Origin of the sequence: Pontivivens marinum (assembly GCF_900231835.1) — a bacterium.
GTDB classification, from domain to species: domain Bacteria; phylum Pseudomonadota; class Alphaproteobacteria; order Rhodobacterales; family Rhodobacteraceae; genus Pontivivens; species Pontivivens marinum.
Window position 1 is genome coordinate 864,950 of record NZ_OCTN01000001.1, and the last position, 12,373, is coordinate 877,322.

Annotated in this window: 15 protein-coding genes; 1 reads left to right on the top strand and 14 read right to left on the bottom strand. The window is 59.8% G+C overall.

Annotated elements, in window-relative coordinates; genetic code table 11:
* Positions 1 to 4: 4 nt before the first annotated feature.
* The 11 genes from bamD to ruvC all read right to left on the bottom strand — a co-directional run bounded on the left by bamD (position 5) and on the right by ruvC (position 8,820).
* Positions 5 to 856: an outer membrane protein assembly factor BamD gene (bamD, locus tag CR254_RS04345; protein ID WP_097928561.1), complete on the bottom strand. Its 852-nt coding sequence runs from the start codon at positions 854 to 856 to the stop codon at positions 5 to 7.
* A 57-nt stretch (positions 857 to 913) separates the two neighbouring features.
* Positions 914 to 1,420 carry a peptidoglycan-associated lipoprotein Pal gene (pal, locus tag CR254_RS04350; protein WP_097928562.1) on the bottom strand — a complete coding sequence of 169 codons (507 nt, stop codon included), beginning with the start codon at positions 1,418 to 1,420 and terminating at the stop codon, positions 914 to 916.
* A 51-nt stretch (positions 1,421 to 1,471) separates the two neighbouring features.
* On the bottom strand, positions 1,472 to 2,791 hold the full coding sequence (tolB, locus tag CR254_RS04355; RefSeq protein ID WP_097928563.1) for a Tol-Pal system beta propeller repeat protein TolB: 1,320 nt from the start codon (positions 2,789 to 2,791) through the stop codon (positions 1,472 to 1,474).
* A gap of 42 nt (positions 2,792 to 2,833) precedes the next feature.
* Positions 2,834 to 4,153, bottom strand: a complete 1,320-nt coding sequence (gene tolA / locus CR254_RS04360; protein ID WP_097928564.1) for a cell envelope integrity protein TolA — start codon at positions 4,151 to 4,153, stop codon at positions 2,834 to 2,836.
* Positions 4,104 to 4,589, bottom strand: coding sequence for an ExbD/TolR family protein (locus CR254_RS04365; RefSeq protein WP_097928565.1), 486 nt, complete (start codon positions 4,587 to 4,589; stop codon positions 4,104 to 4,106). The genes tolA and CR254_RS04365 overlap by 50 nt, the downstream gene beginning before the upstream one ends.
* Positions 4,590 to 4,592: 3 nt before the next feature.
* Positions 4,593 to 5,294: a protein TolQ gene (gene tolQ / locus CR254_RS04370; protein ID WP_097928566.1), complete on the bottom strand. Its 702-nt coding sequence runs from the start codon at positions 5,292 to 5,294 to the stop codon at positions 4,593 to 4,595.
* A 125-nt stretch (positions 5,295 to 5,419) separates the two neighbouring features.
* The gene (ybgC, locus tag CR254_RS04375; RefSeq protein ID WP_097928567.1) at positions 5,420 to 5,818 is read right to left on the bottom strand and encodes a tol-pal system-associated acyl-CoA thioesterase; all 399 of its coding nucleotides are present in this window, start codon (positions 5,816 to 5,818) and stop codon (positions 5,420 to 5,422) included.
* Positions 5,819 to 5,878: 60 nt separating this feature from the next.
* Positions 5,879 to 6,514: a hypothetical protein gene (locus CR254_RS04380; RefSeq protein ID WP_097928568.1), complete on the bottom strand. Its 636-nt coding sequence runs from the start codon at positions 6,512 to 6,514 to the stop codon at positions 5,879 to 5,881.
* 5 nt (positions 6,515 to 6,519) lie between these two features.
* The gene (ruvB, locus tag CR254_RS04385; RefSeq protein ID WP_097928569.1) at positions 6,520 to 7,569 is read right to left on the bottom strand and encodes a Holliday junction branch migration DNA helicase RuvB; all 1,050 of its coding nucleotides are present in this window, start codon (positions 7,567 to 7,569) and stop codon (positions 6,520 to 6,522) included.
* A gap of 68 nt (positions 7,570 to 7,637) precedes the next feature.
* The gene (gene ruvA / locus CR254_RS04390; protein WP_097928896.1) at positions 7,638 to 8,312 is read right to left on the bottom strand and encodes a Holliday junction branch migration protein RuvA; all 675 of its coding nucleotides are present in this window, start codon (positions 8,310 to 8,312) and stop codon (positions 7,638 to 7,640) included.
* 1 nt (position 8,313) lies between these two features.
* On the bottom strand, positions 8,314 to 8,820 hold the full coding sequence (gene ruvC, locus CR254_RS04395; RefSeq protein ID WP_097928570.1) for a crossover junction endodeoxyribonuclease RuvC: 507 nt from the start codon (positions 8,818 to 8,820) through the stop codon (positions 8,314 to 8,316).
* Between the two features lie 266 nt (positions 8,821 to 9,086).
* Between ruvC and CR254_RS17830 the strand changes: the two genes are divergently transcribed.
* Positions 9,087 to 9,311 (top strand): DUF1127 domain-containing protein, encoded by a 225-nt coding sequence (locus CR254_RS17830; RefSeq protein WP_219617974.1) that lies wholly within the window; start codon positions 9,087 to 9,089, stop codon positions 9,309 to 9,311.
* Positions 9,312 to 9,368: 57 nt separating this feature from the next.
* Here CR254_RS17830 and CR254_RS04405 read toward each other — a convergent pair whose 3' ends face one another.
* The 3 genes from CR254_RS04405 to CR254_RS04415 all read right to left on the bottom strand — a co-directional run bounded on the left by CR254_RS04405 (position 9,369) and on the right by CR254_RS04415 (position 12,292).
* Positions 9,369 to 10,238 carry a 50S ribosomal protein L11 methyltransferase gene (locus CR254_RS04405; protein ID WP_097928572.1) on the bottom strand — a complete coding sequence of 290 codons (870 nt, stop codon included), beginning with the start codon at positions 10,236 to 10,238 and terminating at the stop codon, positions 9,369 to 9,371.
* Between the two features lie 93 nt (positions 10,239 to 10,331).
* Positions 10,332 to 10,979 (bottom strand): peptide-methionine (S)-S-oxide reductase MsrA, encoded by a 648-nt coding sequence (msrA, locus tag CR254_RS04410; RefSeq protein ID WP_097928573.1) that lies wholly within the window; start codon positions 10,977 to 10,979, stop codon positions 10,332 to 10,334.
* Positions 10,980 to 11,044: 65 nt separating this feature from the next.
* Positions 11,045 to 12,292 carry an MFS transporter gene (locus tag CR254_RS04415; RefSeq protein ID WP_097928574.1) on the bottom strand — a complete coding sequence of 416 codons (1,248 nt, stop codon included), beginning with the start codon at positions 12,290 to 12,292 and terminating at the stop codon, positions 11,045 to 11,047.
* Positions 12,293 to 12,373: the final 81 nt, after the last annotated feature.

Genomic DNA, 12,373 nt, shown 5'->3' on the forward strand with positions numbered 1-12,373 from the left:
CAGATTAGAAGCAGCCAAGCGCCTGTTTGGCCGTGGCTATGCTGGTGCGATATGCATCACCCTCGCCCGAAAAACGCGATAGCGCCTCGTCATAGGTCAGGCATGCCTCGGTCTGCTGCCCGATTTGACCCAAGGAGCCGGCCAAACGACGTAACGCATCGGGCGCATGTTCGCCCTCTGGTTCGGCAGAAAATGCGTTGAGGTAGTTGATGGCCGCCGCGCGCGGTTGCGCCTGCTGCTCATAGCTCAACGCCATCAGATAGCGCGCATCCGTGGTCAGCGGACCACCGGGGAAGGTTTCCAAGAAACGCTCCAGCTCCGTCACCGCGCCCGCGTAATCGCCGGAATCATGCAGCGCCTGCGCTGCGTCGAAACCGGCCTGCTCTGTCAACGCAACCTGCGGCGCGCTTTGCGTGGTGGTGGTGGTCGTACCGACCGCGTTACCGCCCAGATTTGTCGCCGGAGCAACGTAAGCCGTGTCACCGCCCTCTAGCTCCGTCAGGCGAAAATCCATATCGGCGATGCGGCGGCCACCATCCTCGGCCACTTGGCGGACCTCGAACTGAATCTGCTCAACCTGACCAGTCAGGGTGCGAATGCGCCCCTCCATCGAATCGAGGCGGGCCAATGTGCCCGCGTCAAAGGGAACACCGGGCGAAACCTGACCGGTCGAGACAAGCTGCCCGCGCAATTCCTGTAGGTCCTGATCCAGCCGTTGCAGGCTCAACCGCAGATCCTCAAGCGTTTGCGCAGGGGCCTCAGCCCCGTCCAGCACGCTTTGCAGCGGATCAACCTGCGCGAACGCAGTTAACGGCGCAAAGGAAAGTCCAGCGATCAGAATTCCACGCAACAGCATGATATGCCCCCTATGGCAAAGAACAGGCGCGGCCGGATGGGCCGCGCCCCCTAGCTATCAGCTTCCAACGCCGCCGGCGATGACAGTCACAGTACGACGGTTGACCGCCCAGCAGCTCTCATCCGAGCACAGCTCAACAGGGCGCTCTTTACCAAAGCTGACCGTGTTGATGCGCGATGGGGAAACACCCTGCGCAACCAGATAGTCAAATGCAGCCTGCGCACGACGCGCACCCAGCGCGAGGTTGTATTCACGGGTTCCACGCTCATCCGCGTGCCCTTGCAGGGTCAGCGTGCGGTCGGAGAATTGCTGCAACCACTGCGCCTGTAGGTTCAGCGTGCTTTGTGCTGCTGTGTTCAGCGTGCTGGATGCGGTGTCAAAGAACACGCGATCACCAACCGTCGCTGTGAAATAGGCCAGCGAGCCACGGTCAACCGCGTTGCTAGGTGCAACACCGGATGTCAGCCCGCCCAAACCGGCGCCGCCCGATCCATCCGTTGCGTCTGTACATGCTGCCAGTGAAACAGCGACGACTGCTGCGGCAACGATCTGAATGAGTTTCATAGTGCTGTCCTCTACTCTTACCTGTATGCGGCCCGATTTTAGGCCATTTGTTTAGTTCGAGCGCAGTGCGGACCAGTTCGGGTCCGATGCTCCGCTCGGGGTTTGTACGTATCGCAGATTGCGACCGGTCACATCGACCGACACAAGCGAGGCCGCCCCCAACGGCCCCGGCGTTTCACGAAAGAACATCAACACACGACCGTTCGGTGACCATGTTGGGCCCTCGTCAAGAAAGGATGCGGTCAGCAATTGCTCACCCGTTCCATCGACGTTCATCACGCCCACATGGAAGCGGCCATTGACCTGTTTGGTAAAGGCGATCTTGTCGCCGCGCGGGCTCCATACCGGAGTGCCATACAGCCCCTGGCCAAAGCTGATCCGCTGCGCCGCGCCACCGCCCGCAGGCATAATATACAATTGCTGGCTGCCGCCCTGATCGCTTTCAAAAACCACGCGCTGACCATCTGGCGAATAGCTGGGTGCGGTGTCAATCGCGGGACTGCGGGTCAGGCGATTACGCGCCTGCGTGGACAGGTCCAGCGTATAGATATCGGTATTCGCGCCGCTGGTCTGGCTATAAATCACATGGCTGCTATCTGGCGAAAAACGGGGTGCGAAGGTCATCCCCTCAACCCCACCAAGCTGTCGCCGTTGGCCCGTGGCAAGGTCATGCAGATACACCTGAGGCGCGCCCGTCGCGTAGCTGGTATACAGAACCGAGCGACCATTTGGTGCAAACCGTGGCGCCAGAACCAGATCATCGCCGCCTGTGATGAAGCGGACATTCGCGCCGTCCTGATCCATAATCGCAATACGCTTTACGCGATTGCTCTTGGGGCCGGACTCGGACACGAAAACGATCTCACTATCGAAGTAGGGGGCCTCGCCCGTTAGGCGGGAATAGATGACATCCGCAATCCGGTGCGCAACCTGCCGCCAGTTTTGCGGGTTTGTCGTCATGCTGACGCCCTGTCCAACCTCAGTTGAGCCGAACACATCCCACAGCCTCATATCCACCGTCAGACGGCCATCAGCAGCGGTTGAGACATTGCCCGCGATCAGCGCCTGCGCGTTGATGATCTGCCAATCGCCAAAGGTAGGCTGCATATCCACGCCCACCGCCTGCGAAATAAACGCGTCTGACGGGATGGCACGGAACAGGCCCGTATTGGACAGATCGGCAAGGATTACCGCCGAGACCTGACTGGCAAATTCAGAGGATGCCGCATCGCGCGCGACGAAATTCGGCAGCGCGAATGGCATCGGCTCAATCACGCCTTGGTCGATTGTGATCCGCAGCGGAGCATTCTGGGCCGACGCCGTAACAGCGCCGAACGTTAGGAAAAGGGCCGTTAGAAATCTAATAATCATGTTCCAAGCCTACCTTCTTATACCCCAAAATCAAAGTCTGACCTATGAGCCAAAGCCAACAGCGTTCCGTCCGGGATCGAATGTCATCTCAATCGTCTGCCACCGGCCATAGCTTTCGCGTGGCAACGCGGCAAAAACTCCGGCCCGTGCGGCGCGTATGATTGCACTACGTGCATCGCGCGCGGCGACAGTAAAGCCACCATCGATACGTTGCGGAACAATTGGCTCCGGATCGCCAACCAATTGCCCGTCGGGCGACAGGTTGAAGCGCATGGTGACGATGAATGTCTCCCAGCCTGCGACGCCCTGAAAGTTGATATTCCAGTGATCGCCCATGCCACGCCGAACCGCATCAATCGGGCCGGATCCGATTGGCGGGCCGGATGCGGGGGCGTTGCTGGCGGTCTGCGTTGGTTCTGCAACCGGTTCGCTTGCTGGCTCTGACGCAGGCTCCTCGGCTGCCGCGGGCGGTGTTTCCGGTTCGGTCTGTGCAGTTTGCACCGGCTCAGGCTCAGGTTCCCGAATCTCCGGCCGTGCCTGTGGACGGGCGGAGGTTAGCGGCGCGCCGGTTTCAGGGGCCTCTGCAACCAGCTCATCCAACGGGTCCTCGGCCAAGGGGGCGAGCTCCGGCTCGGGCAAATCCTCAGCAATCTCGGGCACGATTTCGGTCGCGGCTTCCTCAGGGGCGGTGGCCTCCTGCGGTTCCTGCTCGATCGTGCCCTCAGTGCTGAGTTCGATTTCCTCGTTGGTTTCCTCGTCGGGCCGTGCCTCCTCAGGCGGGGGCGCGGCGGGGGTTGTGTCGATGCGCAGGCTGGGCGCCTGTGGACGTGGCGATGAAATTCCGGCAGGCCGCGCTACCGATTGCGGGCGTCGCTCCGCCGGAGTGCTGGTGGTTGGGGCCAGCGCAGTATCAAATGCACCGGGCAGGGATGGAGCCAGCGAGGTTACATCGCTGTCCACCTCAACCTGATTGCGCACCAGAACGGCGGTCAAATCAGCCTCGGCATCCGCATCACTAGGATCATCCGGCCCGTCCAGATCGTTGATCGTAACGTCCATTTCATCATCAGGCCGTGCAGCGTCCAGATCCTCGAAGCTCGGCGCGGCCAGATTGTTGAGATTTGCCATCGGCACCACCTGCGGTGCCTGCGAGATTGCGGCATTAAACTCGGATTCGCTGAGGATCGAGACCTCCGCAATGCTGATCGCAGGCTCAATCTCAGCACTTTGCCATGGCAATTTCAGCAGCGACGCCGCAATCAGCAGGACGTGCAGCCCGGCAGATATCCTTACGGCGTTGCGCATCGCGCCCTCACTCGGACGGCGCGGCAGGGGCCGCACCATCGAAATCAGGTCCGCCATTGCTGGTCACCAGATTGATCTGATTAAAGCCCGCATTGTTCAGCGCACCCATGATCTGTGCGACCTGCGAATAGGGAATTGCGCCATCCGCGCGCAGGAACACCGCGTTCGAGGTCCGCTCCGCCGCGATCGCACGCATACGTGGGATCAACTCATCCCGCGCGATGGACGTGTCCTGTAGAACAACATCGCCCTCAGCCGTCAGGCTCAACGTCAGGGGACGCTCATCCTCCTGCGGCAAGGCACCGGCGGCGGTATCGGGCAATTGCACCGGAACGCCGGAGGATAGCAGTGGTGCTGCAACCATAAAGATGATCAGCAGAACCAGCATAACGTCCACGAATGGCGTCACGTTGATCTCGCTCATCGCGGCGGCGCGGCCCCGTCTACGACGACGCCCGCCCCCACCAGATCGCTGGATCGTTCCCGCACCCATCGATCATTCCCCCCGACGTTCAAGCTGTCGGGACAGGATCATGGCGAATTCATCTGCGAAATTCTCATGCGCGCCACCGATGCTGTCACTGTCGGCGCTAAGCTTGTTGTAAAAAATAACGGCTGGAATCGCGGCCAGCAGGCCCAGTGCAGTGGCCAGCAGGGCCTCCGCGATACCGGGCGCCACAACGGCCAGATCGGTGGATTGCTGTAGTGCGATTTCCTCAAAGGCGTGTTTGATCCCCCAGACCGTGCCGAACAGGCCGATAAAGGGTGAAACCGCGCCGATCGAGGCCAGATAGCCAAGCCCACGGTTCAGGCGCTCACTCTCACGCGCGATAACAACATTCATGGCGCGATCGATACGTTGCTGTGCACCGGCGCGCAGCCCCTTGCTGGATTGGGTTTTGGTCCACTCATCCATACCGGCGGAAAAGATCGTCGCGGTTGGGGCATCTGGCGATCCATCAATATCCGAATGAATCTCATCCAACATACGACCGGACCAGAATGTGCTCTCAAACTCGGAATCCGCGCTGCGCACACGGCGGAAGGCCATTGTGCGGTCGATAATGATTGTCCACGACCAGATAGAGGCGCCGATCAACATGATCATCACCAGTTTGACCGTGATCGTCGCCCGTAGAAACAGTGCCAGCAACGAAAAATCGATCTCGCTTGCCGCGCCTATTACGTCCGCTTCCATATGCCTGCCGCCCGTATTGATGCGCCCGGTATCCGGGTCGCGTTTTGTCAAACTAATTCAGCCTATTTGCCCCATTTGCAAGCTTCTCGCAGGTGGGACACGTAGAATTCAACTTACACAGGCGCCTAGCCTAGGAACTCGGCAAGTTTAAGGCGGATTTCCGCCGGAAGTCGCGCCGGCCGCCCCGATAGGTCCATCACAGCACACTCAATCCGCGCATCCAAGAGCTTCTCCTCACCCCGCCAGACCGATTGCGGCATGGTAAAGCGTGCACCACGCATATCCTCCAGCTCGGTATGCACTGTCAGGATGTCCTCGAACCGGGCCGAGCGTTTATAATCCATTTCCACGCGACGCACGACGAAAACCAGCCCCGCATCACGCAGATCAAGCTGGCTGATGCCTGCCTCACGCACAGCATCAGAGCGGCCACGCTCCAGGAATTTCAGGTAATTGGCGTAATAGACAATGCCCGCCATATCGGTGTCTTCGTAATAGACACGGATCTGAGTGCGATAGGTCATGCTGCGGTCCCGATTGATCTACGTACTAGGGCCTAACATTCTTCACCACAGCAAACAACGCTAGCGCCTTGCTGATGGCAATCGGGCCTGTAGGCGCAGCGCATGACTGGCATCTGTCGCATGGGCGGGCAATGCCGCCGCATATCCCGCGCGGATCACGTCGGCAATTTCGGGACGCAGCACCGCAGGGCCGCCGGTTTGCACAATTGCCAGCGGGGATGTCTGTGCAAACGCCGTATCCGACCATAGCAGGATTGATTGCACCGCATGGCCAAGCGCCAAGGTATCCGCAGGCACATCCGCCAATTGCGCATCCATCCGGATAAACACAAAGCACGCGCGAATTGCCCCATCAGGATCAAAGCGGAATATCCGGTATTGGTTCGCGCCAGCCGCCTGCAATCGCGTGATCAGATCAGGTAGCTCTGGAATCAACTGATCCAGGTCGGGCGTGGCCGTCAGCTCGGACCAGTCGCGTAGAAAGAACCACATCATATTCGCGCCGAGTTCCGGATCTGTCTCCGCCAACGGCATATTCGCCAATGTGGCGACCGCTTGCAGGGCATCCTTGACCAAAGCGACCGTCTGATCCTCAACCCCGAACACGACCGGCGCGATGGGGCGGTTCCAACGGGCAAAGGCGTAGCTGCCATCGGATCGGGTGAACAGGCGCGTTACGTCGAGTTGTTCGGACATGGCAATCACTCCGGCAGGTTGGTTCTGGAACCGGCATCAAACAGGTCGGACTGATCGGGGCGGCGTGGTGGTGCCAAGCCCAGATGCGTCCACGCCTTATGCGCCAGCATTCGGCCGCGCGGAGTACGTGCAATCAGGCCCTGTTGCAACAGGAACGGCTCGATCACCTCCTCAATCGCGTCACGGGCCTCGCTTAATGCGGCGGCGATTGTTTCAACGCCCACGGGACCGCCACCGTAATTATCGGCCAGCAGGCGCAGGTAGCGGCGATCCGCACCATCAAGGCCCAGATCATCCACACTCAACCGTGTTAGCGCCCGATCGGCAAGCTCCTGCGTGACGGTTCCGTCCCCCTCAACAATCGCGAAATCCACGACGCGGCGCAGCAGACGGCCCGCGATACGCGGGGTGCCACGGGCGCGGCTGGCAATTTCACGCGCGCCGCCGGGGGTTGCGGGGGCGCCAAGCATCTTGGCCGCGCGCTCCACAATCTTGACCAGCTCATCCACGGTATAGAATTCCAGCCGTGTGGGAATGCCGAAACGATCCCGCAGCGGTGTTGTCAGCAGGCCCAAGCGCGTGGTGGCCCCGACCAAGGTAAAAGGCTGCAAGTCGATCCGCACAGTGCGCGCGGCCGGCCCCTCACCAATCACCAGATCCAGCTCGAAATCCTCCATCGCGGGATACAGGATTTCCTCAACCACCGGATTCAGGCGGTGAATCTCATCAATGAACAGAACGTCGCGGGCGTCCAGATTGGTCAGGATCGCGGCCAGATCGCCCGCCTTGGCCAGAACCGGACCCGAGGTCATGCGGAAATTCACGCCCAACTCGCGGCTGACAATTTGCGCCAGCGTGGTTTTACCCAACCCGGGCGGGCCGTAAAACAGCGTGTGATCCATCGCCTCGCCCCGACGTCGGGCGCTCTCGATAAAGACGCGCAGGTTAGCGCGGGCATCCGCTTGCCCCGTGAAATCCTCAAGCGTTTGGGGCCGAAGGGCGCGGTCTGCGTCCTCTGGCTGTTCCTGCGGCGTCATTGGAATCGGATCGGTCATTGCGCGTTTTGCCTGCTCATCGGTTCATCCTGTTGTCGCAGCCGCGCAGGCCGTGGACAAGGGCGGAGCTATCCCTTGGGCGCCAACAGCTTTAGCGCTGCCTTGATCAACGCACCTGCGTCGCCGCCCTCACCGCTGGCCTGTGCGACGGCGCTGGCGGCCTCACCATGGGCGTAGCCCAGATTGACCAGCGCGGATAAGGCATCCGCCTGCGCCAAGCCATCGCTGGCCGGTCCCTCATCAATCACCGTGTCGATTACTGGCGCGTCTGCAACCGGAGTCGCCACAACCGGAGCAGCTGCCATCGCACGTCGCGCGCCACTGGCCCCCAGCGCCATGATCGCGGGTGCCTTGTCCTGCAATTCATTGACAACGCGGGCCGCGATTTTGGGGCCGATGCCCTGCGCCGCCTTAACCGCAGCAATGTCGCCTAGCGCAATGGCGCGGCTGGTCCCCTCCGGCCCCAATGTGCCGAGGATCGCCAGCGCTGCCTTTGCCCCCACACCCTGAACCGAGGTCAGCAGCCTGTGCCACTCCTTCTCCGCCAAGGTAAGAAAGCCGTAGAGCTGCATCAGGTCCTCACGCACCACCATTTCGGTATATAGCGCGACGTGGCTACCCTCCACCGGCAACGCCGCCAGCGTGCGCTCGGAGCAGTGAACGATATAGCCGACGCCTGATGCCTCGATCAAAACGTGGTCGCCCATGCGGTAATCCAACCGCCCTGAAATCTTGCCGATCATCTCAACCTCCTGCGCGGGCGATTGCCGCATCTAAACGTCCGGCAAAGCGCGCATGATGTGCATGGCACATTGCAATGGCCAACGCATCAGCCGCATCGGGTCCGGCGATCTGAACACCGGGCAATTGCAGACGGACCATATGATCAACCTGCGCCTTGGCCGCGTGGCCGACACCGACCACCACCTTCTTCACCTGATTGGGCGCATATTCCGCAACCGGCAACCCCGCCTGCGCCGGAACCAGCAGGGCAACCGCCCGCGCCTGTCCCAGCTTTAGCGTACCGGCGGCATCCTTGTTCACGAAGGTATGCTCCACCGCCGCGCAATCCGGTTTGTAGCCGTCCAGAACGACCTGCAATTGCGCGAACAGCGCGCAGAGGCGATTCGCTAAATCCGTGCCATCACCGGTACATACGCCATTTGCGACATGCGCAAGGCGCGTTCCCGACACGTCGATGATACCCCATCCCATCTTGCGTAGGCCAGGATCGATCCCAAGAACGCGCATTCACAAAACCTTCCACATTTCCGCACATTGGAAGCCCTAGCACGAACCGAGAACATCCACCAAGCCCGAAAGATCAAAAGCGGTTTTAGCGACACGCTATCACCCCAAAACGACGCAATAATTTTGTCATGCACACTGATGCCAGCGGTAAGGAAATTTTGACGTGTCCGGGGTACATTTTCCCTCTTGTCGCAAGCCGCAGAAAACGCCAAATGCAATTTCACGCAACCCAAGGAACACCAAATCCCATTCAAGGAAATACCACGATGACTATGACTGTTAACACCGCCTTTGCGCCGATCGGCTCCGACCTCGTTTATCGGGTTGTGACCAGCATCGAACATGCGATTGTCGAACTTCGCGCGATCCCCCGCGCACGCGCTACGGTAAAGAGCCTGAACAGTCTTTCTAATCGTGAGCTTTCTGATCTGGGCCTCGTGCGCGCCGATATCCAGCGCATCGCCCGTAACATGTCGCGCCGCGTTCTCTGACCGCTGGCAGCGCTGTTCCTTTAGGCCGCTCCGATCCGTTCGGAGCGGCCTTTTTTATTAGCTACGCAGCAATGTCAGCGTGGTCCATTCCCCGATCGAGCGGCGGTCGAGGCGGGTAAAGCCCCAGCCCTGATAGGTCCGCTCCACGCCGGTTGCCTGACGGTTCAGAATGCCAGACAGGATGATGATCGACCCTTGCTCGGTATGCTCGGCCATTTGCGGCGCTAACTTACGCAGTGGACCGGCGAGGATGTTGGCAAAGACCAGATCATAGGGCGCACGTTCATGCAAGCGGGCCTGCCGGAAACCAGCGGCGGTCACGCAAGCCACCTGATCGCCCAGCCCGTTCCAGCGCATATTGGCCTGCGCGGTTTGTGTCGCAACCGGATCAATATCAGATGCGATGGCACGGCACGGATATGCCTTGGCCGCGGCCATTGCCAAAACGCCCGTTCCAGCGCCAATATCCGCAACATTCGTCGCCCGCAGTCCGGTTTTCAGCAGCGCATCAAAGGACAGCAAACAGCCCAGCGTTGTATCATGGTGCCCTGTTCCGAACGCCATGGCCGCGTCAATCTCCAGCGAGATCTGGTGGATTCCAGCGGCGCCACGGTCATGCGAGCCATGGACAAGGAACCGGCCAGCAGGCACCGGTGACAGCTCACGTCGCACCTGTGCCACCCAATCGCGATCATCCAGTTTCGACACCGCGAAATCTGCGGCTCCATGCACGGCGGCCAGCAGGGCCAAGCCGATCTCATCGGGTTTTTCGGTGAAATAGCCACCGACCTCCCATAGGCCGGAGCCATCTTCGACTTCGAAAACACCAACACCGGTTGGGGTCGGCTCAAGGTTTTCGATCGCTTCGGCGAGAGCCAGCCCCGGCTTTTCACCGGCAAGCGTCGTCAGGGCTGTCCAGGTCGTCATGCTACATATCCTCGTTCAGGTTCAGCGCGGTATGCGGCCCAGACTGCGCTGAATCAAGCCCGCCTACCGCAAGAATCTAAATAGCGCCGGATATTACGCGCCTGTTCCGATGGCACAGGTCACGCCTGTTCCACCGATTCCGCAATATCCGGCGGGGTTCTTTGCCAGATATTGCTGGTGGTAATCCTCGGCATAGTAAAACGTCGGCGCGTACACGATTTCAGAGGTTACAGCGCCGTAGCCTGCTGCGGTCAGGCGCACGGCGAATGCTTCCTTTGACTGCTCTGCGGCCTGACGCTGCTCATCCGAGAACACATAGATGCCGGACCGGTACTGCGTACCCGCATCATTGCCCTGCCGCATGCCCTGCGTGGGGTCGTGCCCCTCCCAATAAATCTTGAGCAGATCCTCATATGAGATCACCGCAGGATCGAAATGCACCAGAACAACCTCGTTATGGCCGGTCTGACCGGTGCAAACCTGCTGGTAGGTCGGGTTTTTGGTGTATCCACCGGCATAGCCAACGGCGCTGACCCAGACGCCGTCCAGCTTCCAGAACATCCGCTCCACACCCCAGAAACAGCCCATACCGAACATGGCTGTTTGCAGCCCCTCGGGGAACGGTCCCTGCAATGGGCGACCGTTGATAAAGTGATGTTCGGCGGTGGCTACGGGCTGTGCATTGTCAGGCAACGCATCAGCGGCAGTGACCATCGTGGATTTTGTACGACTAAACAGCATTGGGTTCCCCTTGTCTTTGCACCAGAAGATAGGAAGCCGCGCGCGCGCAGCAAGATGGCACCGGATTACTCCGCCGGTGCGCGGGTTAGGCGGGGCGCGAACACAGTCTCATGCCCCTTTGCCGGATGCCGGGGGATCATCAGCGCCAGCATCAAGGAAACACAGGCAAATCCGGCGGCCAAGATGAAAACACCCGCAGGCGATGTCAGCCACAGATAACCCAGAGCCGCCGGCAATCCGACCGCAGCAATGTGATTGATTGTGAAGGCAACGGCAGCGGTTGGCGCAATATCCTCCGGATCAGCGATCTTTTGGAAATATGTCTTCAACGCAAAGGCCAGCGCGAAAAACAAGTGATCCAGCACATACAGTCCAGCGGCGATCATAACGCCCCATTTCAGATCGCCCCAACTGGCGAAATACAGCGCGCCATAGGCCAGAAAGATGCCGATCAGCCCGATATATTCGACAATCAGGGCGCGGCGTTCGCCGAACTTCTGCACGAAACCGCCCATCATCGGTGCGAAAAACATGTTGGCGACATAGTTGGCGATGAACAGGCCGGTGACTTCGTGAACCTCGAACCCGAACCGTTCGACCATCATAAACGCCGCGAACACGACAAAGATTTGCCGACGCGCGCCCGACATGAATTGCAGTGCGTAATACAGCCAGTAGCGACGGCGCAGGACCATCCGCTTGATCTGAGGGTTGGGGCTCTCAAATTGCGGATACATAACGAAGCAGAACAGGGCTAGCAGAACGGTCGCACCACCGCCAACCAGATATACTGCCTCATATGTCCAGCCGAAATTCTTCCATCCCAGAACCAGCAGGCCATAGGCCAGCAGCGACGCACCCGATCCGACAGCCACAATCCAGCCCAGCATTTGGGGGGCGCGTTTTTTATCGATCCACTGCAATTGCAGGGACTGGTTGACCGTCTCGTAATAATGAAAACCGATGGAGCCGATCAGCGTTGTGACCAACAGCCCCTGAAATGTCGGAAAATAGGCCGTGATCGCCACGGCGACCCCCAGCATGATCAGACTGACCAGCCCCAAAATCTGTTCGCGCACATAAATGATGATCGCAATGACACCGACGGCCAGAAATCCGGGGATCTCGCGCACGGTTTGCAGCCATCCGATATCGGAGCCGTCGAACTGTGCCGCCTCGATCACAAAATTATTCAGCAGGGCATTCCACGTGGAAAACGCCAACGGCATCGCCGCCGCCATCAGGATCAGCAACGCGATAGGGCCGCCCCAAATAGGCAGGGCCTTCGCTTGGTCTAGGGTCACAGTACGCATGATGTTCCGTTACGCCCAAAACGGCGCCTCGCCAATAACAATTAGCGTCATGAGTACAATTCAGCGGCCCCGCGTGGTGAT

Excerpts from the sequence above, each read along its gene's own strand:
- msrA (WP_097928573.1), bottom strand. The coding sequence starts at position 10,979 with ATGCTGTTTAGTCGTACAAAATCCACGATGGTCACTGCCGCTGATGCG.
- bamD (WP_097928561.1), bottom strand. The coding sequence starts at position 856 with ATGCTGTTGCGTGGAATTCTGATCGCTGGACTTTCCTTTGCGCCGTTA.
- CR254_RS04405 (WP_097928572.1), bottom strand. The coding sequence starts at position 10,238 with ATGACGACCTGGACAGCCCTGACGACGCTTGCCGGTGAAAAGCCGGGG.
- CR254_RS17830 (WP_219617974.1), top strand. The coding sequence starts at position 9,087 with ATGACTATGACTGTTAACACCGCCTTTGCGCCGATCGGCTCCGACCTC.
- ruvB (WP_097928569.1), bottom strand. The coding sequence starts at position 7,569 with ATGACCGATCCGATTCCAATGACGCCGCAGGAACAGCCAGAGGACGCA.
- CR254_RS04365 (WP_097928565.1), bottom strand. The coding sequence starts at position 4,589 with ATGGGTGCGGGAACGATCCAGCGATCTGGTGGGGGCGGGCGTCGTCGT.
- ruvC (WP_097928570.1), bottom strand. The coding sequence starts at position 8,820 with ATGCGCGTTCTTGGGATCGATCCTGGCCTACGCAAGATGGGATGGGGT.
- CR254_RS04380 (WP_097928568.1), bottom strand. The coding sequence starts at position 6,514 with ATGTCCGAACAACTCGACGTAACGCGCCTGTTCACCCGATCCGATGGC.
- ybgC (WP_097928567.1), bottom strand. The coding sequence starts at position 5,818 with ATGACCTATCGCACTCAGATCCGTGTCTATTACGAAGACACCGATATG.
- ruvA (WP_097928896.1), bottom strand. The coding sequence starts at position 8,312 with ATGATCGGCAAGATTTCAGGGCGGTTGGATTACCGCATGGGCGACCAC.
- tolA (WP_097928564.1), bottom strand. The coding sequence starts at position 4,153 with ATGGCGGACCTGATTTCGATGGTGCGGCCCCTGCCGCGCCGTCCGAGT.
- CR254_RS04415 (WP_097928574.1), bottom strand. The coding sequence starts at position 12,292 with ATGCGTACTGTGACCCTAGACCAAGCGAAGGCCCTGCCTATTTGGGGC.
- pal (WP_097928562.1), bottom strand. The coding sequence starts at position 1,420 with ATGAAACTCATTCAGATCGTTGCCGCAGCAGTCGTCGCTGTTTCACTG.
- tolB (WP_097928563.1), bottom strand. The coding sequence starts at position 2,791 with ATGATTATTAGATTTCTAACGGCCCTTTTCCTAACGTTCGGCGCTGTT.
- tolQ (WP_097928566.1), bottom strand. The coding sequence starts at position 5,294 with ATGGAAGCGGACGTAATAGGCGCGGCAAGCGAGATCGATTTTTCGTTG.